Raw genomic sequence first — 24,294 nt, forward strand, 5'->3', positions numbered from 1 at the left:
AATATAGTATCTTTATTAAATTCTTACTATTGAACTAGGTTTAATAAACTGTTTAATGCAGTTTGATTTATTCCATCTCCAGCTTCATATACTAGGCTTGTCTTTTTAGGCTCTAGAGCAGTTTTCTGAGCAGATGTTACACTATTTCCAAGCATAACTACTGGTGATTTTAATTTTGCTGCTAAAGGTCCTGATGTTAATGCATCTACTAACTGATTACTCTTACTTACAAATATTGATGAATATTCAGCATTTGGATAGAATTTCTGTATTACTTTTCCATTTGTTTCTTCTCTATTTTCTCCAGCTATTCTATTTTTAGATACATCATTTGTAATAACTTTATCTAATTTATTTATTACTGAATCAGATATACTTAAATTACCACCTATAAAGTATGCATCTTTTACATTTAAGTCTGATACCCAATTATAGATTTCATCACTTACATTATCTTTTGATACTAATACGATTGGCTGTTTTTCTTCTCCTGCTTTTGAAGCTATAGAAAGAGAATCTGCTTCACCTGTACCACTTGTTATATATAGTTTGTCTACTGGATTAGTCTTTGCTAATTCTTTTGCTATTAAAAGAGATGTGCTATATCTATCTGAGCCACCCACTCTGTTTATTGATACATTTGATAATGTATCTTTTATCTCACTTTCAACTTTATCTCCAATAGAATTATTTCCTCCTATTAAGATAACTTTACTTGGATTAAGTCTTTTTATTTCATTTTTAGTAGATGTTGGTATATCACCCTTATTTACTAATAATATAGGTGCATCATTTGCAGTAGCAAGTGGAGTTGATGTTATACCATCGACTATAGAATATCCATTTACTAATACTACTGTATCTGAATTTGTAGCCCATCCTTTTTTACTTATTGCAACTGCTGTATCATATCTTTCAGCACCTCTTAATTTTTCCACCTTGACATTAGATGGTGGAGTCACTGGCTGTTCATTACTGTCAGAGTACAAGCTCTTTAAATCATTTTGTATAGATGTACTATTTGCTATATCTTTAGCTGAAAAATACATACTACCCTTTATTTCACTATATTTTCTATTTAATGTCACTTGCTTCACTATTTCTTTTGCTATGTTTTGCCCATTATAACTTGATTGCCCTTGTTTATATATACCTTGTCCTATGTATAAGTCTACATTTGTTCCTTTTACTTCATTTGCCCACCATGAAACTAATTTAGAGTAGTCTGCGGCTTTAAGACCAATTGGCCAGTAAAGTTGTGGAACTACATAATCAACTAATCCTTGTTTTATCCATGCTCTTGTATCTGCATATGTACCTACATAACTTTCATTACCTGATGTATCTGAACCTGTTGGGTCACTACTCTTGTTTCTCCATATTCCAGCTGGACTCACACCAAATACAACTTCAGGCTTTATACTCTTTATAGATGCCTTTACATCTCTAAGTAGAGTATTTACATTTTCTCTTCTCCAATTGTCTTTGTTTTGTCCTTGTCCATATTTTTGATATGTAGCAGTATCGTTAAAACTTACTCCTGGATAGAAATAATCATCAAAATGAACACCATCTATATCATAATTTTGAACTACCTCTGCTATACTATCAACTATGTACTTTCTAACTTCTGGTAAACCTGGGTCATAGTAATACTTATTTCCATGTTTAACTACCCAACTTGGATTTTTCTTTGCTGGATGGTTTGCTGGCAATTTATCTATGCTCTCATCTGCCATAGTTATTCTGTATGGATTAAACCATGCATGGAATTCCATTCCTCTTTTATGTGCTTCTTCTATTAAAAATGGTAATGGGTCATATCCAGGGTCTTTACCTTGAGTACCTGTAAGATATTCAGACCATGTGTTTATCTTTGATTTATATAAAGCATCTGATTTTGGTCTTACTTGAACCACTGCTGTGTTTATTCCTGCACTTTTTAATTTGTCTAATAAGTCTGTGTATTCCTTTTTTTGCTTGGCTTCATTATTTTTAGTCTTAGGCCAATCTAAGTTATAAACTGTAGATATCCAAGCAGCTCTCATTTCCTTATCATTTGACGAATCAGCAAATGAACTTACACTACACATTGTAAGTGTCATTACCAACGATAATAGTAATATACTTATCTTTTTCATTTCATCCCCCTTAATTTCTTAAATTTATTTTTTTCTACAATATACTCCTTACTAAGTATATCTAAAGTTCATATTATCTGTCAAATATTGAATAATATAGTTAATATTTATATTTAATATTTGATTATAATATGAAATAATTTATTATAAAAAAACAGCAAAGAAATTTATATTCTTTGCTGTTTTTATAACGTTCATCACTATTTTAATATTAATTAATACTTCACTTTCTATGTAAAACATTAAACATAACTATATTTAATGTTAATATTCAATCCTATGTAAATTAAATCTATTATTATTGTAAAACACGTGTAGCAGTTATAAGTCTTCTAGCATAATTAGTTCCTGGAGCCATACTAGTAACTTTTACTACATCTCCTGTTTGTGGTGAATGTATAAATTTAGAATCTCCTATATACAACCCAACATGATTTATTGAACCACCTGAACCAAAGAAAACTAAATCTCCTGCTTTTAATTCTGCTCTAGATACTTTCTTTCCTACTGTTGCTTGTGATCTTGATACTCTTGGTAAATTAACTCCTGCTCCATTTTTGTAAACATACGAAGTGAACCCAGAACAATCAAAAGAGTTTGGTCCAGTTGCTCCCCATCTATATGGTTTACCTTGTTGCTTAAATGCTAAGTTTAAAACATTTTGTACCTTTGCGTCTACATTTCCACCTTCAATAGTTAAATAATCTCCATTTACCCATCCTGTAACGTTGTCAACTGTTCTTATTTTTATCCATCCATTTGAATGTAGTTCTAAAACTTCAACTTTGTCACCTGTGTTTATCTTTCCTACTATTGCATCATTTGCACTAGCTCCACTTCTCATGTTTAAGAAATCACATTGATCTACTGTCGCAGTCATAGGTGAATTAGATAACTCTGCTGCACTAGCTGTTATTGCTCCTGCCTCTACTGTAACAACTCCTGCTATTAACACCATCGCTATAAATTTTTTCAATATATGTTTTTTATTTTTAATATTCATCATAATCTCAAATACCTAATCCTTTCGAAAATTTAACATTTTGTTCCTTCGTTTCCAATTCCTAATTAACATTCTAACTTACATCAAAATAAATTGCAACCTTTTTTGTAATCTTTTTGTAATCTTTTTGTAATCTTTTGTTTCTTTTTAGTATATATTTGTTTCTTTTTGCTCCCCCTGGTTACAAATTAGAAATATATTCTACTTCTCTCGAGTTGTTGCAATTTCTTTGATATTAGCATCTTCTGGTTTAATGTAAGTTGGTACTAATTTTCTCATGACACCATCTATTTTTTCAGTCTCTTCATTGTTTGTAATTTCTTTTAAAAGTTTTAAGTATTTTGTTATTTTTTCTCTATCAACATCTATTGGCCTACCAATAAAAATCTTTTTATGCTCTGTATCTAATAGACCTTCTTCTGACATAAGAAGTTCTTCATACAATTTTTCTCCTGGTCTAAGACCAGAAAATTCAATTTTTATATCAACATCTGGTTCAAGCCCACTAAATTTTATTAAATTTTTTGCTAAATCCAATATTTTTACAGGCTCTCCCATATCAAGTACAAATACTTCTCCACCTTTAGCCATAGCTCCAGCCTGTATAACAAGCCCTACAGCCTCTGGTATTGTCATAAAATATCTAATAATATCTGGATGTGTAACAGTTACTGGTCCACCATCTTCAATTTGCTTCTTAAAAAGGGGAATTACACTTCCATTACTTCCAAGTACATTTCCAAATCTAACTGCAACAAACTCAGTCTGACTTTCATCATTCATTGTCTGTATAATCATCTCGGCAGCTCTTTTAGTAGCTCCCATTATATTTGTCGGATTTACAGCTTTGTCTGTAGATATAAGGACAAACTTCTTAGCTCTATATTTTGAAGATAAACCTGCTATATTTAAAGTTCCAAATATATTATTCTTTATAGCTTCACCTGGGCTTGACTCCATAAGAGGAACATGTTTATGAGCTGCTGCATGGAATACCACTTCTGGCTTATATTTATTAAATATTTCATCCATTCTTTTTTCTTCTCTTATTGAAGCTATTATTGCTTTTAAATCCAACTTGTTTTTATATTTTCTAAGCAATTCTTGTTGTATTGCATAAGCATTATTTTCATAATTATCAACTATAATAAGCTCTTTAGGATTAAACCCTGCAATCTGCCTGCAAAGCTCTGAACCAATTGAGCCTCCTCCTCCAGTTACAAGGATTACTTTTCCTTCAATATAGTTACTTATCTCTTTTAAATTTGTTCTTATAGGCTCTCTACCCAATAAGTCTTCTATTTCTACCTCTCTAATCTGTTTTATATCAACTTTTCCATCTATAATTTCATAAATTCCTGGTATTGTCTTTATTTTACAATTAGTATTCTTACACATATCAATAATTTCTTTTTTTCTGTGTTTTTCTATGTTGGCAATAGAAAAAATTATTTCATCTACTTTATATTCTTCAACTATATCATTTATCTTTGAAGTTGTTCCTACAATCTTTACATTATGAATTATTCTTCCGATTTTATTTTTATCATCATCGATTATAGCTACTGCTACTTTTTTAAGTTCTGGATTTCGCTTTAATTCTTGTATAACCATCTCTCCAGCATCTCCTGCTCCAATTATAAGAATGTTAGAAACCTTCCCTCTAGAGTATGTCTTATTCATGACTATTCTTATAGCCCTGTAGCCTATTCTCACTCCACTTGTAAACATTATAATAAATATCGTATTTAATACATAAAGCATTATAGGATAATCGAGTCCCAATATTCTATTTATCACATAAGCTGGAATTAGATAAGCTAAAGTTGCAATAAAAATCGAAATAATTTCTTCTTCTCCTGCATATCTCCATAATGTATTGTAACACTTAAACAATCTAAATGACACTATATGGAGTCCAATATATATACAAACTGAAATTATTACATTATTAACATTGAATACATCTAAATTGCCTGTCAAACTCAAAGACATTCGAAATGCTACTAGCACGCTACAAATATCTAGAATTAATAATGATAGTTGTCTAAATTTATATTTTTTTAAAAGCTTATTAAAAAAGCTTTCTTTCTCTAAATCTATACTTTCTCGCATAACTAGAAGCCCTCCATTAAACAGCAAAAGCTACGCACCTAAGCATAGCCAACAACATCTATCTTTTGCTGTATTTTTCAATTCTTATTTTTTATATTTATCTAATATAGAGTCGTATATTTTTTCTATATCATTAAAATTTAAATTAACTTCATAATTTTCTCTAACAAACTTACGCCCTTTTTTACCCATATTAAGTCTAAGCTCATCATTTTCCATTAGTTTTATTATAGCATTTTTTATTTCTTCTGGTTGCTTTGGCTCTACAATTAGCCCCGTTTCATTTTCCAATACAGATTCTGGATGCCCACCTACATTTGTAACAATGACAGGAACTTCACAAGACTCTGATTCTATTGCAGCTACACCAAAACCCTCTCTCAAAGAAGGAAATACAGTTACATCAAAAGAATTAAAAGTCTTACTGACATCCTCTGGAGATATTCTACCTAAAAATTGAACATCATCTTCCACGCCTAATTCCTTAGTCAGATTCACTAAGTTATCCATTTGACTTCCAGAACCACCTATTTTTAAAATTATTTTCTTTTCTTTATATTCATCTTTCAACATCTTAAATGCTTGTACTAAATATTCAATTCCATATTTTTTTTCCAAACTCTTTATAATTCCTATTACAAAAGCATCTTCTTTTTCTACTTCCATAGGTTTAAATCTATCCATATCTACTCCGAAAAAGGTTACATCTACATGCTTGGCTGTATATTTATTAGCTTCTTTAGCCATGTCTCTACTATTTGAAAATATATAATCTGCTTTTCTAAAGTTATGTTTTATAATTTGTTTTTGTATAAAACCATTGTTTGGGAAATCATAAATATCAGTACCCCAAACAGAAATAATATATGGATGATACCCAAGTAAACTACCTATAAATCCATAACTACTTGCATATTGTGCATGAAGTATATCTGGCTTTATTTCATTTACTAGTTTCTTTATTTGTTTTATTGAACCTAAGTATCCTGTTTTTTTAGAAATATTTTCATTTTTCAGTTCTTCTACATTAGAACCAAAGTCATAAATTTTAATTCCCTCCATGTGACCTCCATTTAAAGAGATAACATGAATGTCGTATCCTTTATTTTTAAAAAAACTACACCATTTCAAAGTATGAGGATTTGACCCATCAGCCAAATAACAAACAGTCTTCATAATATTTACCTTCCTATCGAATAATACTCAATACCTAGTTCTTTCATATCTTCAAGCTTGTAACAATTTCTTCCATCTAGAACTAAAGGATTTTTCATCTTTTCCTTATACTTATGTATATCATAATTTAAGACATCTTTCCACTCTGTCATTATAAAACATATCTCTGCATCTTCTATTGTATCATCTATAGATTTAGCATAAAGTATAGAATCCCCAAATATTTTCTTAGTATTTTCAACTCCTATTGGGTCAAATGCAGTAACTTTTGCTCCTCTTTCAAGTAAATATTTTATATTTGGAATAGATGGGGCTTCTCTTATATCATCAGTATCTGGCTTAAATGTTAATCCTAAAACAGCAACTTTCATATCTTGAAAGCTCTCTACTAGTTTAGATGCCTTTCTAACTAATTTAAGTTTTTGACTTTCATTCACTTCTATAGCAGCCTTTACTGTTTTTAATTCATAACCGTTGTGCTCAGACAGCCAATGAAGGGCTTTTGTATCTTTTGGGAAACAAGAACCTCCATAACCTATACCTGCTTTTAAGAATTTACTTCCTATTCTATCATCATAACTCATTCCTAAAGCAACATCTTCCACATTAGCACCTGCTATCTCACAAAGATTTGCAATATCATTCATAAAAGATATCTTAAGTGCTAAAAAGTTATTTGATGCATATTTTATCATTTCAGCACTATTTCTATTAGTTACTATTATAGGTTGATTAAAAGGTTTATAAATTTCTTCCAGTATTCCTCTTGCCCACTCACTTTCCACTCCTATAACAATTCTTGAAGCATGTAAAGTATCTCTTACTGCACTACCTTGTGATAAAAACTCTGGATTAGATGCAAGTTCAACTTTTACATCATTTTTTAAGTTTTTATTTATATAATCTTCTATTTCTTCATTTGTTCCAATTGGTACTGTAGATTTTATTACTACTAAAGTATCTTTTGTTACAGTTTCAGCTATTTGCTTTGCAACTGCCTTTATATAATCTAAATTAGCTGAACCATCACTTCTTTCTGGAGTTCCTACAGCTATTAGTATTATATCTACATCTTCATAAGCTTTTTTATAATCTGTAGTATAATCTATTCTTCCTTTTTCATAATTTCTAACCATAAGTTCTTCTAGGCCTTCTTCATATATAGGTGCTATCCCAAGTTGCATTGATTTAACTTTATGTTCATCTATATCAACACAAATTACATTTTCATTGCCTACCTCTGCTAGACAAACACCTGTTACTAGCCCTACATATCCAGTCCCAGCTATAGCTATTTTCATTTTTTTACCTCCAAGTATATAAAACTTATACTCTTTTTTTAATGGCATTAAAAACATAGAAACAAAATACATATAGGCTTTTTGGTAAACTTAAATTTTCAACATTTCTATAGGTATTCCAAGTTCGTTTTAATGCTTTTATCTTATTGCTTGATATAGAATTTCCAACTAGCCTATAATTCACTAAATCTTCTTGAATTCCATATGCATATTTTTCCTTTTTAAGTAATTGTAACCAAGTTGCAGTATCTTGTCCTCTTCTTACTAAAGGCATACTAAATTCACCTATGACATCCCTATCGATGACTACAGTAGAACACCCTATAATAGTATTTCTAAGTAATCCTTCATAGTCAATCTTTTTAGGTGCTCTTGCAACTTTACTCGTTTTTGTTCCATCTTGTCTCATATATCTATAAGATGTAAAAGAAAACCCGATATTTTCTTTTAACATATATCCTATCTGAATTTCTAACTTTTTACTATCCCATAAATCATCACTATCTACAAATGCAATAAATCGCCCTTCCGCATTTTCAATACCAACATTCCTAGATACTGCAGCTCCAGAATTTTTTTCAAGCTTTATATATTTTATTCTAGCATCTTCTTTTTGAAAACTTTTTATAATTTCACTTGAATTGTCCTTAGAACAATCATCCACTAATAAAAGCTGCCAATTTTTATAAGTTTGATTTTGGATTGACTTTATTGTCTCTGATAAAAACTCTTCTGAATTATATACAGGAGTAATTATCGATACTAAAGGCTCATTCATATTTTTACTCTCCTTATATAGCAACTAGCAGTACTATACCAACAAGTTTACTTAGATACTAACTTTCTTTGTCCAATATATTTGTAATATCCTAATGGGAACAACACTAAATACAATAATTTATCAGATATTTTTTTGATTTCGCCAAAATAATGACTGTCAGATAACAATGAGTATCTAGCTAAATTTATGTAATTCTTTATCCACATATATGGATATCTACCTAAAGGATATGTATTTTGATTTATTAAATATAAAAACTCTAATGCTCTACCTTTTAATGCATTTTTATTTAATATATTCTTAGTCAAACCATCATCCAAATAATCTCTTATTATCATAGGTTTGTTTACACATTTAACTTTATAGTATTTAGACATTTCATTCCATACTACACTTTCTGGTAAAAATCTCACTTCTTTTCTTTCTGGAAAAGGAAATTTTATAAGCTCATCAGTTACAAATACAATGCTTTTATCTCCCTTAACACCATATTTAAAATATAGGTCTGCAAAGTGACATATTTTTTTATCCTCAGGCATTTCTGTGCCTATTAAATCTCCGCTTGGGTATACACAAAGTCCAACAACCCCACTAAATCCTTCTTTATTTTCTACAGAATTCCATTCATCATTAGCAATTTCAAGAGAATCTTTAATTAAACCATCATCACTATCTACAATGAAAAATAGTTCTCCATCTGCATTTTTCACACCTAAATTTATTGCAGTATGTTTTCCTCCATTTTCTTTGTATATATATCTTATATTTAATTTATCTTCTGATATAAATTTTTCAACTAATTCTTTAGTACCGTCGCTACTTCCATCATCGACAATCAACCATTCAAAGTCGTTGAAATCATATGTTTGAGCTTTTAAATCATTGTACAAATTTTCAAGTAAATGAGCTCTATTGTATGTTGGAGTAAATACAGTAAATTTATATTTATACATTAATTAAATCTTCCTCTCTATCTAACTTTTTTTAATTCCATTTATTCCATAATTAATAAAGTAGTATATAGCTTTGTATAGAGGTATTTTTTCTATATTTCTATATATATTCCAAGTCCACATAGCAGCCTTTATCTTATTACCACTAAGGGAGTTACTAGATTTTCTATATAATGCTAAAACTTCATTTATTCCATGAGCGATATGTCCTCTTTTCAATATAGATAACCACAAGACATAATCTTCATGTCTTACACCACTCATCTTAATTTCAAAATCCAGTTTAGACTTATCAATTACAACAGTAAGACATCCCAAAATATTTCCCTTTAATAACCTTCTGTAATCCACATTAGGTGGCACTTTTATTACTTTATTTAACTTTTTATCATTTTCGTCCATCAGTTCATATGAAGTAAATGAGATTACATAGTCATTTTCTAACATAAAGTTTACTTGTTTTTCTAACTTACTACTATTCCACTGGTCATCACTATCTAAAAAAGCTATAAATTGTCCTGTCGCATTACTTAATGCTAGATTTCTAGCATTAGAGACACCCTTATTAGTCTCAGTCTTTATGCATTTTATTCTACTATCCTGTTGCATATAAGATTTGACTATATTAGGACTATTATCTGTTGAGCAATCATCAATAATTAACATTTCCCATTCTTGATAAGTTTGGTTTAATACTGATTTTATGGTTGCTTCAATAAATTTTTCAGAATTATACATGGGAGTAATTATAGATACTAAATTCTTCTTCATATTACCTTCCTCATCATTTATAAAATATTTATTTAATTTTACTTAATACACAATCATATATCCTCTTGCAGTTCTTATTGTCATTATATCTGAAAAACTTATTTCTTTCATTTTTTTGGTTATCCATAACCTCAAAATTATTTTCAATAATATCAATAAGTTTATTCACAGCTTCATCATTATTATAAGCCAAAGACCCAAACATTTCGCTTTTTAAATCTATATACGAATCAACTTTTTCCATATATTCATCTAAATCAAATTGATAAAATAAAATAGGTCTGTTCATATATAGAAAGTCTATGGCAACACTTGAATAATCAGTTATGTTTACAGCTGATTTTCTTATTTCATTTGCTAGAGTTACCCCTTTATCTAAAAATACAATTCGTTTACCAGTTATGTTTTCTTTTATGTCATCTATAAACTCATGCATAAGATGATGCATATAAATTTTTACATTTATATCTTTCTCATCTAATATTTTATTTAATTTATCATCATTCAAGAAATTCATTATATTTTTAAAATAATCTGTATCTGTAAATTTTCCTGAACTAAATTTTATCCAGTCTCTCCATGTAGGAGTATATAATATATCTCGTGTTTGTGCAACTTCATTTGTTGGTAAATTGTCATATCTTGCATTTCCAATTATATAAACTGAGTCATCTAACATTCCCCAATCATTTACCATGACATTTCTTTCAAACTCAGAACTTGCTGTAACTATATTATAGCTTTTATATAGGTTATCTATAATATTTTTGAACTTTTTATTCATTGGTTTTCTCTTTTTAAAACTTATAGTTCCATGATTTAAGAACACTTTTATCGTCTTTTTATGAAAATAATTAAGAACAGGTACAGCAAAGTTATAAGGTGCTATATCTGCTGATGGCGCATGTGAAAATACTATAGCTTTTGAATTGTAATAATATAGATAGTTTTTTACACTTCCTCTTATTAATTTTTTGCCTGGAATTTTATCAAATACTTTACTATCTTTATTTACTACCCAATAAGTTTCTACATCATTATGCTCTTTCAACATATACTCATAAAAGAACTTGGAATTATCATTGTATATATCTCCTGAATGTCCACCTATAAGCCAGATATTTCTACCATTAAACTTATGCTTACTAAATGGATACATAAAAAAAGCCAAAAGCATATTTATTAAAAATTTAACCTTGTCCATAAACACCATCCTCATTATAACTTATACTGTCTAAATCCATTAATTCTTCCTTTTATAGTGGCACTATGATAATCTCTGTTGGAACTCAATATAAGACCGCCTATATTTCTTACAAGTTTTGATGCCATAACCTTTACAAACTTATAATTCTTTCTATAGACTATTTCTTTTTTGCAAATGGCTCCAAAACCTCTTCCATAGTTATAATCTTTTTGATACTTTTCTTTAGATTTAGAATGTTTTTTTGCAGGATGGTAAATTATATCATTCCCAAAATATTTTCCTTTAAATCCTAAACTCAATAAGTTTAAAACATAATCTATCTCTTCACCAGCACCAAAATCTCCACCAACACCTAATTTTTCATCAAATCTTGTATATTCTTTCTCTCCATAATCAACAAAAAAAGTTATGGATGTTATAGTATTTAAAACGTTGGAACTTGTGATATCACAAGTTCCATCATACATTTTCTTAAATGCATCAATTTTATTTGCATCCATAGTTTTACAACTGTATATTTTATAATCTTTATTTTTATTAAAGAAATTTATAACTTTTTCTAATGTATCATTTTCGTAGACACAGTCATCATCAGGAAAACCTATAATTTGCCCTTTAGCATTGTCTATTCCTACATTTCTATTATAACTTAATCCCATCTTATCGCTTTTTATATACTTTATATCTAACTTATCAACGTATTTATCAACTATCTCCTTAACTTTGCTATTATCGTTTTGATCTACTACTATAAGTTCAAAGTTTTTGTAAGTTTGATTTTCTAGGCTGTCCATAAGTAAATATATATCATCATATCTATTTAATGTTGGCATTATTAATGATATTAACATTACTACCTCCTACTTTTCACTTTCCACAAATCTACCTCTCTTTTATCGTTTAATATTACTTCTTTTATTAGTAATACTATTGTAAAACTAAATGAAGCTTCCAATAATAAATTTTCGGCAAAAGAATATAGTAAAAATATGAATAAAGCTACTAAATACTCTTTTTTATCTTTTTCTATAAAACTTTCTATACCTTTATACATCAAATACATAAATAATATGCAAGCAACTACTCCTAGTACACTAATTATATATATATAAGAACTATCTAGTGGATTAGTTGCTTTTATAGCAGCGCTATATGAATTTCCAAAAGGTTTCATAAAATTTCCCTCTTGAGATAGGTATACATTCCAAAACTTAGGTCTACTCGCTAATAATCTATTTAGTACACTACTTTTAGAAAACATTATACCAATAAGTACACTAGATAAAGTGAGTATTATCGGTGATGTCTTTATAAGCATTGGTAGTCCTTTTACTTTTTTTAGGTCTATCAACCTTATTATTTCTACAAATATTAATCCTGCTAATATAGTAAAAAAACCAGTTCTACTATATGTAGTTTGATAAACAAAAAATGCAGATCCAAATAAAATTATTCTATCCCATTTATTATAGTTTTTATATCTTAAGAATATATATGCTGCATATATAGTAACCATATGATAAAATACCCCATTTGGATTACCAAGTCCAAAATCCATTCTTGTAACAAGCGTATCTAATTTTCCTATATATCTATAGTGGACTTCCTGATTAAATACTAATGAAGGAAATAAATTAAATAATAATATAGCTCCTATTAAAAAACATGCAGATATTATTAAATAACTTTTAACTATATATTTATCATCTATTTGTTTAGCTGATACAGCTAGCAAAACAATTAATAATATAGCCCCTTCTCTATTTAATATATAAAGTAATACACAGGCTCCAACTAGCACCATTTCTGTTATACTTTTTCTCTTATCAAATAAAAAAAGTAGCATTAGTATTCCTATTGAAGAATAAAATAACGCTGATTTAATCATCCCTATACTCATATCTGGGTCAATAAATGATATCATATACTTTCTAAGTAATATGATAAACAAAACAAATATATAAAGATATTTTTTAATCATAATATTTCTATCATCGTTTAAAGTCTTCATTTCACTTTCTCCCTTTTAGCTTCGTAAAGTATTACTTGCAAATATTTTACAACACTTCCATATCTTATTTACACCTGTTAAGTGCTTGCTTTCTAAGAAATAATTTCTTTTCTTAGCCCAACTTTTTCCCCACCAATGTATTCCATAAGTATTTTCTGTAATACATTCTGGTGTAAAGTCTTCTTTAAATCCAAAAGGATAAAAATATTCTTTATCATAGACACGGATACCTTCTTCATAGTTATTTTGGTCAATCTTTTTATAATTTTTTTCCATAAGATAAGTCATAACCTTTGGTATTGTAAACAATGAAGAAGTCAGGATTTCTTTTTCATAGTACTCTAATAAGTCTTTAAAAAAAGGATGTCCTTTTTCTACACCTACTATGGCTGCATTCATGTATTCTCCATCATCTTCATATCCACATATAAGCCTATTATTTTCTAAAAGAGGAGTTATATCCTTTAATATTTGCATATCTGTATCCATATAAACTCCACCTTGTTCATAGAGTACTCTTATTCTTGTATAATCTGATATGAATGCCCAAAGCTTTCTTTTATAACATTCTTCCAAAAACTTATTTCCTTTTATTTCTTTCTCTATATCAAAGTTTTTTTCATTCCACTCTACTATCTCATATTCTGGAAGTTTCTCTTTCCAGGAATTTATACATATATTTTCTATATTTCCTTTTGGTCCACCAAACCATACATAATGTATTTTTTTAGGAATCAAATTAACACCTCCTACATATATTCTTGTCTATCTTCTTCTTTTAATTGCTCTACTATCTTTTTGACATCTTGAGCTTTATCTTTTCTACAAACCATAACTGCATCATTTGTAGATACTACTATTAAATCACTAATACCTATTGTCGATATTAATTTGTCATCTGAATATATAATTGAGTTTTTAGTATCTATAGTAATATTTTCACCTCTTTTGATGTTACCTTCATCATCAGTTGGATATATTGCACCTAGAGAGTCCCAAGAACCAACGTCATTCCACCCAAAATCACCAGGAACTACTATAACATCATTACTTCTTTCCATAATACCATAATCTATAGAAATTGATTGTATTGTTGGATATATTTCTTTTATTTTTCCTATTTCATCTTCTGTTCCTAAGTAATTACTGATTTCCTCTAATTTTTCATATACTTTTGGTAAGTATCTCTTAAAATCTTCCAATATCTTAGATACTTTCCATACGAACATTCCACTATTCCATACATATTTTTTAGAGTTTACATATTCTTTAGCAATTTCATAGTTTGGCTTTTCTACGAACTCCACTACCTCATATGCAACATTTTCTATTGTGTTTTCTCTATTAAAATTTATGTATCCATATCCTGTTGATGGAAATGTAGGAGTTATCCCAATAGTTACTAGTTTATCATTATTTTCTGCTATATAGATAGCTTTTTCTAAAATAGATTTAAATTCTTTTTCATCTTTTATATAATGGTCAGCTGGATATACACACATAACACCATCACCATATTTTTTCATTATGTTAAAGGCTGCAAAACCTATAGCTGCTGCCGTATTTCTGGCACATGGTTCTGGCAAGATATTGCTATCTAAACATTTATCTTTTACTGTATCCTTTAAAGCTTCCAATTGCTTCTCATTAGTTACTATAAATAAATCCTCTTTTTTTGCTAGAGAATCTATTCTATTTATAGTTTCATTTATTAAAGCATCTTCTCCACTTAAATTTATAAGCTGTTTAGGTACTTCTTGTCTACTAAGTGGCCAGAAACGAGTCCCTCCTCCACCAGCCATTATGACATTGTATGCTTTCATTATTTATCTCCCCTTAGCTCTTTATATAGAATCCACCACATTTAATATATAAGATATTAAATTATTCAACTTAGATTCTACATCTTCTTGGTTGTCTGAATTTGCTCCAAAGTAAAATTTAATTTTAGGTTCTGTACCTGAAGGTCTTATAGCTATCCAAGAACCATCTTCAAGTAAAAATTTAAGTACATCTGATTTAGGTAAATCATCGACTCCATCTTTATAATCTAAAATGTTATCTACTTTTACATCAGCCACATTATCTATTTTAACACTTCTAAAGTAAAGCATCATCTCTTTTATTTTTTTTATTCCATCTATGCCTTTTAAAGTCACTGACTTTAAGTCCTCTTTGTAGTATCCAAATTTATTATATGTATCTATCAAAGCTTCATACAAATTCATACCTTTTGAAAAATAATATGCTGCCATTTCACATATCATAAGTGAAGATACAACACCATCTTTGTCTCTAGCATGAGTTCCAATTAAGTAACCATAGCTTTCCTCATATCCCATTATAAAGCTTCTATCATTACTTTCTTCAAACGCTTTTATTTTTTCTCCAATAAATTTGAATCCTGTTAAAGTATTTAAACAATCTACATTATAAGCCTTTGCTATTTTTGCACCTAATTCTGATGTAACTATAGTTTTTATTATTGTAGGATTGTTTTTAGGGAGTTTATTTTCTTCAACTAAACTCTCTAATATATATCTAACTAAAAGTGAGCCAACTTGATTTCCATTTAATACTACATACTCACCACTAGAATCTTTTACAACAACACCCACTCTGTCACAATCAGGGTCTGTTCCTATTATCAAATCAGTACCATTACTCTTTGCCATTTCAATAGCTATATTAAATACTGACTTTTCTTCAGGATTAGGATACTTAACTGTTGAAAAATTAGAATCTGGCAATTCTTGCTCCTTAACCACCATTACATTTTCAAAGCCACATTCATTTAAGACTCTTCTTACTGGTTTATTTCCAGTTCCATGAATAGGTGTATATATTATTTTTAATTTTTTTCCATATTCATCTATTGTATTTTGTCTTAAAACTTGCTTCTTAACAGCCTTTATAAACTCATCATCTACTTCATTATCTAATATAGTTATTAAATTTTTAGATAAAGCTTCTTCAAAATCTACACTTTTAATAATACTGTAATCATCAATCTTATTAACTTCTGCAATTATATCATTTGCCATATCTATACAGATTTGACCACCATCTGAGTCATATACCTTATATCCATTGTACTCTTTAGGATTATGACTTGCTGTTATTACTATTCCCATAGCACACTTTAAATATCTAACAGCAAAAGAAAGTTCTGGTGTAGGTTTTAATTCTTCAAAAATATAAGCCTTTACACCATATGCACTTAAAGTTTTAGCTACTTCTATACAAAACTCTCTTGACATGTATCTACTATCATGTGCTATAATAATTCCTTTTTGCTTTCCTTCTTCACCTTGTGTCTTCATAATATAATTTAAAATTCCAAGTGTTGCACGTCTAACAGTATAAATATTTATTCTATTAGTTCCCGCTCCTATTATACCCCTTAGACCACCTGTCCCAAATTCTAAATTTTTATAGAATCTATCTTGTATTTCTTTTTCATCATCCTTTATATTTAATAGCTCTTCTTTGGTTTGTTCATCAAAATAAGGAGAATTTAACCACATCTCATAATTGTTTTTATAATCCATATTTTCATCCTTTCTGACTCTATTTTAATTTTTTAAGGTAAATGTCTATCTTTTAAGTAGTTTTTGTTTTCCTTTTCTCAAAAACTCAAAAGCTAAATCCATCTCTTCTACCTTAAATAAAACTATCAATATTGTATATACAGAAGCTCCACCTAATACCCCAGCTCCAACTGATATAATTTCTTTAATTGTTCCTGCACCTATAAATGCATATAGATTGTTATATATCAATAAAGTGACTACTGCCATCACACCTGATGCTACCAAACTTTTAAGACCAGTCTTTATGATTTTATCTCCTCCAAAATATCCATTTTTCTTTTTAAGAGATATAAACAATAATATAACTGTAATTATATTAGATGTACTAGTTGATATAGCAATACCTGCATGACCAAGTGGTCTTATCAATATTAAATTAAGAACTATATTTATTATTAAGGCTATACTTCCATTTATCATTGGTGTCTTTGTATCTGAAAGAGAATAGAAGGCTCTATATAAGACATCTCTTACCCCACAAGCCAATAAGCCTAGCGAATATAATCTAAGAGCTATAGATGTAAGGTCTGTTGATAAGGCGTCAAACTTACCTCTTTGGAATAATATTCTAACAAGAGGTTCTGCCAATATAATAGCTCCTATAGATATCGGAAGCACCACCAATATAATACAATTTGATGATTTTACAATAGTGCTTATAAATCCTTCTTTATTATCTTTACCTGACATTTTTGCCAGCTTAGGATATATAACGGTTATTATAGATGTAACAAATAATGCCATAACAAACTCATTCAGTCTATTTGCATAGTTAAGAGCGGACAACTTCCCATCTCCTAAAGTAGTTGCCAATAACCTGTCAACAAATATATTTAACTGTCCAACAGCTACACCTATTAACATAGGCAAGACTAGATTCACTAGTTCTTTTATGGACTCATCCTTTAAATTTATATATGGTTTATACTTGTAGGACTTCTTAAATGCAAATGGAAGTTGAAACAATAGCTGACTTGCCATAGCAACCAGTGCTCCTGCTGGTAGTATCCATATATTTTTTCCTGCACTTAGTGCTATTGCTGCTATTATTATGATATTATATGGAATTCCTATAAGTCCAGGAATTACAAAACTGTCATTCACCTGTAAAAATGAACTAAATATTTTACTTCCACTCAAGAACAAAACTCCTGAAATCATTATTTTAGTAAATAATATTGCTGCTTGAAACTTAGCAAGGTCACTTCTAAATCCTGCTGCAAATACTGTAACAAATTGCTCTGTAAATAAAAGCCCAAAAATAGCTATTATTATAGCCATTATATAGCATATATTTAAAACATTATTAGTAAATTTTAAGGCACCTTCATCTCCGAGTCTTTTCTTCGTCTCAAAGTACATAGGTATATAAGTTGTAGCAATTGCAGAACCTATGACTGCTATGATTAAACCAGGTATATTTAGTGTTAATACAAATACATCTGCATACATACCTGTTCCATAGAAATTTGCAAGTACAAGTTCTCTAAGGAAACCTAATACTTTTGAAAACATAGTGGCGGCCATAATCCACAATGCTGCTTTAGCTGTTTTTGACATTTTATTTCTCCTTATCTAATTTAAACTCTAAAAGTAGAACTTTTAAAACTGCTTATAAACATTATTCTAATTAAGTAAATTTAACCTATGAAAAGCTTCCTTATAAATTAAATACTATATTGACTCATATCTAAGTGCCCTAAATGTAATCAATAGTAATAATAGTATTAATATTATACAAGATAAGAATGTTAGATTAAATATACTCTTAAGTAAACTATAATTACCTACTGTATACCCAACTTCAATTACATCACTTATGTTGTTATCTTTCAAGAATTTATCTTGTGCACGACTTAAATTATCACTACAAATCAGTATTGGCATATTTTCTTTAGCCGATACTACTCCCAAAGAAATATATTCGTTTACATCAGCTCTACTTCCAAAGTCTAATCTAGCAGTATAGATTTTATTTATATCTTTTACATCATAAAACTTCTTTATTAAATCGATATTTGTCGCTGACTTATTTATTTGCTTTATACCTTCTATATTCTTTAAGCTAGAATCAATATCTGCAATAAACTCTTTTGAATCACCTAAGGCATATATTTTTTCAAGGTTTTTACCTTTTAAGAAATCAATTTGTTCTTCAAAACCTTCATCTTGAGCCCATATTATTGGCATTCCACTTTTAGCTGCATAAGAATACACAGATATGGCATTTTCTAATCCTGTAGTTGAGCTAAGTAAAAATGCTTTATCGAATCCTACTGTTCTGTACATTTCTCTAGCTATCTTTAAAGATGTATCATATCTGTCTTTTCCTCTTATTCTTTCTACTTTCATTCCCATTTTTTCTATATTACGTTCAGCATCTTTAGATACTGCCTTTAAACCACCTATTATCGTAACCTTCTCTGGACCTAGTTCTTTTAGATAATTTCTTGTTACTCTACCAAGATTTTTACTCTTAGTTACAACTATTGGAGCATTTTTTGCATATGCTAAAGGTGTTGCACTTATACTGTCTACAATTGACTCTTCATTTACAAGAATTACTTCTTTAGAATTCTTAAATGCTCTTTTATTTAATTCTGTTGAAATCTCTGGTATACTACCTTCTATCAACTCTTTTTTAGGATTTGCATCTGCAAATACTCCTATCGTACTAGAAATAGAGATTAGCAAAACTAACGATAATATAGTAGAAAATTTTTTAATCATAAGTTCTCATTCCTTTTCTTTTTTGTATTTTTTGACAATAAAAAAGCTCTTTTTAAAGAGCTTTTTCATTGATTAGTAATCTAATATTTTAAAATTATCTAGCTCCGTCTCCTGTCAATACTACTTTAACAGTTTTAAAGAGTATCTTAAAGTCAAGTAATATACTCCTATTTTTTATATAGTAAATATCTTCTTTAAGTTTTTCTTCAGGAGTGATTTCGTATCCACCATTTACTTGTGCCCAACCTGTAAGTCCAGGTTTTATAGCAAGCCTGTTGATAAATCCAGGTATTTCCTCATTAAATTGAACAGTAAAGTTTGGTCTCTCTGGTCTAGGGCCTATTAAACCCATGTCCCCCTTTAATATATTAAACAGCTGTGGAATCTCATCAATTCTAGTTTTCCTAATAAACTTTCCAACCTTAGTTATTCTAGGATCATCTTTTTCAGCCCATTGTGCGCCAAATTTTTCTGCGTCTGTTCTCATAGATCTCAATTTATATATATAGAATCTTCTCCCGCATTTTCCTAGTCTTTCTTGCTTATAAGTTATTGGTCCTTTGTCCTCTATTTTAATAAGAATTCCAAATATTGCTATTAAAGGTAAACCTACTACAAGCCCTAATATCGATAAAACTAAATCCATAACTCTTTGGTACAAGTCAAATAAAACTGTCCCTTTTACTATGCTATAGTCAATCTCACTTGCAATTTCTTTATCTGCCCCTGGATAGCTTGTAACTTTAGGTATTTCACATTCATCATTAGTATATCCAGACATAGCTACCTCCATATTGGAATAAAAAATTTTTAAATTCTTAATTTCAACGTATTTCTATCTTATTTTTGACTTATTTCTATATTATACTCAATAATGAGCAGTTTATCAATACAATAAACGTCATTGTAAATAATTTGATTCTTTGCAAAAATATATCATCTCTTGCTATATTTTATATTATAACAGGAGATGATATATTTTGCTTTAATATTTTTTATTTTATTTTACTGTATCTTCTATTCCTATTCCAATTTGAGTTCCCATTGTTTTTACTTTTTCTGCTGTATTTAATTTATCCATATCGCTCTTATTGTCTATAAATGCACACTCTACAAGTATTGCAGGATATTTATTGTTTCTTAATACATATAGGTAATCATTTCCATTTGCAAGTGTTCTTGTCTTGATTCCTCTATTTTTCATATTAAATTTCTCTAATATTCTTTTTAAGATATTTGATGCAGCAGTCTTAGTTGTTCCACCATTTTTATCTTTTACTTTGTAAAAAATTTCCACACCATTACCTGCTCCATTAGATGCATTGTAATGTATACTTGTAAATAAATCTGGCTTTATAGTATTTGATAATGTTGTTCTTTCTCCTAAAGCCATCGTTTTATCTGTATCTCTTGTCATAACAACATTTATACCTTTTGAACGTAAGTATTCAGTAGTTGCTAAAGCTGTATTAAGAGTATATTTCTTTTCTTGAGCTCCACCATTTAGTCCACTAGTTGCACCTGAATCAGAACCCCCATGACCTGGGTCTATCACTACAGTCTTTCCTGCTGCTGAACCAGAATTATCTGGTTCTGTTGGTGCATTGTGTTTTGATAAACTAGATGCTATAGAGCTTATAACACTCTCTTTCATTCCATCACCAATTTGATATACTGTTCCTGCTGTTTTTTCTGATAAGTTTGTACTATGATATGCAGAAACGTAAGTTTTTGGAGTTATAAGTATTGGAGATTTCAACTTAGCTGCTAAAGGTCCTGCTGTTATTGAGTCAACTATTATGTCAGATTTTGCAACTAACATTGCACTCAACTCTTTATCTGGATAGAAAGTCTTAATTACCTTTGCATTAGTTTCATGTCTATCAGCTCCAGACACTCTGTTTTTTGAAGTTGCATTTTTTGCTATCTTAGATATTTGGTCTATAATTTTTGATGATAAACTTTGGTCTCCACCTATGTAGTAAGCTTCTTCTAAACCTTGTGAAGATAACCAATTATATGTACTTTCTGGTACAGAATCTTTATTAGCTAATATTATAGGTTGTTGGTCTTCACCTGCTTTTGATGAAATATTAAGAGCATCATACTCACCAGCATATCCATTTGCTATATATATCTTATTAACATCATGATACTTATCGATTTCTTTTGCTATAAGTAAAGATGTTTCATGTCTATCAACTCCACCAATACGAGTTACATTTACATCTACAGCAGATTTAATTTGAGATACTGCCTTCTGTGAAACTGAACCATCATCACCTATGATTATTACATCACTTGGATTTAGACGTTTTAATTCTGCCTTTGTGCTTTCTGGTATATCATCTTTGTTTGCAAGTAATATTGGTGCATCATATGTAGAAGCAAGTGGAGTAGCTGTTATTCCATCTGCTGCTAGTTCTCCATTAACTATTACAACCTTACTAGCTCCATCTTTCCATCCTTGTTTACTTATCTCAACAGCTGTCTCAAATCTAGTAGCTCCTGCAAGTTTTTTTACTGGTGCAGAAGTTTTTCTCATATATTCATTTACTGCTTTTGTCGAGTTAGCATCACTTATTATAAATTCTTGTGTAACATCATAATCTTTAAGATTTAATCCCATAGATTCTAAGTCTTCTTTGTTTAAAACTTTCTGTTCATCTTTACCATTTACTTTTATGCTTTGAAGTTCCCATACATTTAAATATTCTGGGTCTTTATTGTAATTTATTACACCTTCATATGCATCTGTCTTTTCATTGTAATTTAAAGTAGCTTCAAGTGGCATATCATAACACATAAAATTTAATGTTATTGAATCAGCGTTTAATTTTTCCTTAAATTTTACACTTGCATTCGATTTACTTCCTAACACTACACTTTTTCTTTGTAAATTTATATTAATATCTGAATTAGATTCTGTATTTGCAGTAGTATTTTCTGCTGCTAAAGCCACGTTTGGTGCCACCATTGCTATAGACAACATTCCTGTTGCTAATAATTTTGTTCTTTTTCTCATTGTATCCCCCCTAGATTTTTAGATCTTTAAATCTTATTTAATTCTTCTTGAACTTGTTTTATATTACATAAATTCAATATTATGTAAATCTTTTTTCATTATAGCACAAAAGATTACAAATTGTAATCTTTTTGTAATCTTTTATGGCATGTTTTTTTAATTTTCGCTAGGGAAAAACCGGATTATTCCTGAGAATTTCTGCATATTTGAACAAATTAAAGAAATATTTTTTTAAACAAAATACTACATTAAATTTTAATAAATATTTTCTTTTTATACATAAACGACATTATTATAACCCAAAACAATACATACAAGAGAGAAAATACAAGAGAATCCCACGTTGTACCTGCCCAAGGTGTTATAAGTTCATATGTAGTCCATTCCACCAAGGTAGTGGGATAATCTACTTTATCAGTAAGTTTTGGTAAATTCCAAAACACATGACTCAATATCTCAAGACACATATATGTAAAAATAGGGCTACTTCCAAGTGCTATTATTGGAGTAAATATTTTGCTTTTATTTTTGATGTCACATATAAAGTAAAATATTGCCAATAAAATACCATAACTTCCAGCCATTAAAAGTACAAATGAGCTTGACCATAATCTCTTATTAAATGGAAAATATTGATTAAAAGCAAAAGCACATGTAAGTAAAATGATACTCATAATTAATATTTTAAAGAATTTTTTATACTCTCCTATATTTTCTTTTAGAAGTACACATCCCATAGTACAGCCCAACATTCCTGAGGAAATAGCTACTATACTTGTTAAAAATCCGTCTGGTTCAAACTCTGGCTTGTACAAATGTCCTTTAAAAAAATGGAAATCCACTAATTGTGCAAGAGAACCTTCTAATTCAAATCCATAAGGTTTTGCAACTATGTAATACCCCACTATAATAAATGCAGATATACACAAGAAAGTAATTATAGTTGCAGTGCTTCCTACATTTAGCTTTTTTAGTAGTAAATACACTAAACTAGTTACAAGATACACTAGCCCCATACGTTGAAGCACTCCAAGTATTCTCACAGTACTTAAGTCATGATTTCCTAGGTAATTTAAGAAAAATCCAAACAACATTAGTAAAATACTTCTCTTAAATATACTTAGTATTATTCGTATTGTAGACTTATTATTCTTTAGTTTACTGTTTATTGATATTGGAATTGTAACACCTAAAGATATAACAAAGAAAGGGAATGCAAAATCTGCAAGTGTTACACCATGCCATATAGCATGTCTTAGTTGTGGATACATTCTCATCCAAGTCCCAGGATTATTGCAAACTATCATGAGGGCTATTGATAGCCCTCTTATTATATCTATTGATTTAACTCTACTTTTTATAGTTTTTGTATTTAATTTACCTTCAAATCCACTCTCCATATTACCTCCCCCAAGATTTAACTTTATATTTAGCTTTAGCTATGATTCTATCTAACTATATATCTTCATACATAAGTCTAAAATATA

Annotated in this window: 19 protein-coding genes; all 19 read right to left on the reverse strand. The window is 29.3% G+C overall.

Annotated elements, in window-relative coordinates; genetic code table 11:
- Nucleotides 1–26: 26 nt before the first annotated feature.
- Nucleotides 27–2,141, reverse strand: coding sequence for a cell wall-binding glycosyl-hydrolase Cwp19 (locus KGF48_RS02205; RefSeq protein ID WP_227839532.1), 2,115 nt, complete (start codon nucleotides 2,139–2,141; stop codon nucleotides 27–29).
- A gap of 298 nt (nucleotides 2,142–2,439) precedes the next feature.
- On the reverse strand, nucleotides 2,440–3,144 hold the full coding sequence (locus tag KGF48_RS02210) for an SH3 domain-containing C40 family peptidase (protein WP_227839531.1): 705 nt from the start codon (nucleotides 3,142–3,144) through the stop codon (nucleotides 2,440–2,442).
- A 201-nt stretch (nucleotides 3,145–3,345) separates the two neighbouring features.
- Nucleotides 3,346–5,259 (reverse strand): nucleoside-diphosphate sugar epimerase/dehydratase, encoded by a 1,914-nt coding sequence (locus tag KGF48_RS02215; protein ID WP_227839530.1) that lies wholly within the window; start codon nucleotides 5,257–5,259, stop codon nucleotides 3,346–3,348.
- A gap of 84 nt (nucleotides 5,260–5,343) precedes the next feature.
- Complete coding sequence (locus KGF48_RS02220; protein ID WP_227867701.1) at nucleotides 5,344–6,435, reverse strand: glycosyltransferase family 4 protein; 1,092 nt, start codon at nucleotides 6,433–6,435, stop codon at nucleotides 5,344–5,346.
- A gap of 5 nt (nucleotides 6,436–6,440) precedes the next feature.
- Entirely contained in the window at nucleotides 6,441–7,808 is a 1,368-nt protein-coding gene (locus KGF48_RS02225) for a UDP-glucose dehydrogenase family protein (RefSeq protein WP_413894728.1), read from the reverse strand.
- Nucleotides 7,762–8,514: a glycosyltransferase family 2 protein gene (locus KGF48_RS02230; RefSeq protein ID WP_227839528.1), complete on the reverse strand. Its 753-nt coding sequence runs from the start codon at nucleotides 8,512–8,514 to the stop codon at nucleotides 7,762–7,764. The genes KGF48_RS02225 and KGF48_RS02230 overlap by 47 nt, the downstream gene beginning before the upstream one ends.
- Before the next feature lie 47 nt (nucleotides 8,515–8,561).
- A complete protein-coding gene (locus KGF48_RS02235) occupies nucleotides 8,562–9,470 on the reverse strand; it encodes a glycosyltransferase family A protein (protein ID WP_227827544.1) in 909 nt (302 codons plus the stop codon).
- A 21-nt stretch (nucleotides 9,471–9,491) separates the two neighbouring features.
- On the reverse strand, nucleotides 9,492–10,241 hold the full coding sequence (locus KGF48_RS02240; protein ID WP_227827545.1) for a glycosyltransferase family 2 protein: 750 nt from the start codon (nucleotides 10,239–10,241) through the stop codon (nucleotides 9,492–9,494).
- Nucleotides 10,242–10,269: 28 nt separating this feature from the next.
- The gene (locus KGF48_RS02245; protein ID WP_227839527.1) at nucleotides 10,270–11,445 is read right to left on the reverse strand and encodes a CDP-glycerol glycerophosphotransferase family protein; all 1,176 of its coding nucleotides are present in this window, start codon (nucleotides 11,443–11,445) and stop codon (nucleotides 10,270–10,272) included.
- 14 nt (nucleotides 11,446–11,459) lie between these two features.
- On the reverse strand, nucleotides 11,460–12,299 hold the full coding sequence (locus tag KGF48_RS02250; RefSeq protein WP_227839526.1) for a glycosyltransferase family 2 protein: 840 nt from the start codon (nucleotides 12,297–12,299) through the stop codon (nucleotides 11,460–11,462).
- A 2-nt stretch (nucleotides 12,300–12,301) separates the two neighbouring features.
- Nucleotides 12,302–13,459, reverse strand: a complete 1,158-nt coding sequence (locus KGF48_RS02255; RefSeq protein WP_227839525.1) for a polysaccharide polymerase — start codon at nucleotides 13,457–13,459, stop codon at nucleotides 12,302–12,304.
- Nucleotides 13,460–13,474: 15 nt separating this feature from the next.
- Nucleotides 13,475–14,197, reverse strand: coding sequence for a glycosyltransferase (locus KGF48_RS02260; RefSeq protein ID WP_227839524.1), 723 nt, complete (start codon nucleotides 14,195–14,197; stop codon nucleotides 13,475–13,477).
- An 11-nt stretch (nucleotides 14,198–14,208) separates the two neighbouring features.
- Entirely contained in the window at nucleotides 14,209–15,282 is a 1,074-nt protein-coding gene (locus KGF48_RS02265; protein WP_227839523.1) for a mannose-1-phosphate guanylyltransferase, read from the reverse strand.
- 21 nt (nucleotides 15,283–15,303) lie between these two features.
- Nucleotides 15,304–17,010 (reverse strand): phospho-sugar mutase, encoded by a 1,707-nt coding sequence (locus KGF48_RS02270; RefSeq protein ID WP_227827551.1) that lies wholly within the window; start codon nucleotides 17,008–17,010, stop codon nucleotides 15,304–15,306.
- 45 nt (nucleotides 17,011–17,055) lie between these two features.
- Entirely contained in the window at nucleotides 17,056–18,612 is a 1,557-nt protein-coding gene (gene murJ / locus KGF48_RS02275; RefSeq protein ID WP_227867702.1) for a murein biosynthesis integral membrane protein MurJ, read from the reverse strand.
- 114 nt (nucleotides 18,613–18,726) lie between these two features.
- Nucleotides 18,727–19,782 carry a cell wall-binding protein Cwp7 gene (locus tag KGF48_RS02280; RefSeq protein ID WP_227827553.1) on the reverse strand — a complete coding sequence of 352 codons (1,056 nt, stop codon included), beginning with the start codon at nucleotides 19,780–19,782 and terminating at the stop codon, nucleotides 18,727–18,729.
- Between the two features lie 94 nt (nucleotides 19,783–19,876).
- A complete protein-coding gene (locus KGF48_RS02285) occupies nucleotides 19,877–20,563 on the reverse strand; it encodes a sugar transferase (RefSeq protein WP_227827554.1) in 687 nt (228 codons plus the stop codon).
- Between the two features lie 219 nt (nucleotides 20,564–20,782).
- On the reverse strand, nucleotides 20,783–22,807 hold the full coding sequence (locus tag KGF48_RS02290; protein ID WP_227839522.1) for an N-acetylmuramoyl-L-alanine amidase: 2,025 nt from the start codon (nucleotides 22,805–22,807) through the stop codon (nucleotides 20,783–20,785).
- A gap of 248 nt (nucleotides 22,808–23,055) precedes the next feature.
- Nucleotides 23,056–24,207, reverse strand: a complete 1,152-nt coding sequence (locus tag KGF48_RS02295) for an acyltransferase family protein (protein ID WP_227842585.1) — start codon at nucleotides 24,205–24,207, stop codon at nucleotides 23,056–23,058.
- Nucleotides 24,208–24,294 lie beyond the last annotated feature (87 nt).

Origin of the sequence: Clostridioides sp. ZZV15-6388, assembly GCF_020657755.1 — a bacterium.
GTDB lineage: Bacteria > Bacillota > Clostridia > Peptostreptococcales > Peptostreptococcaceae > Clostridioides.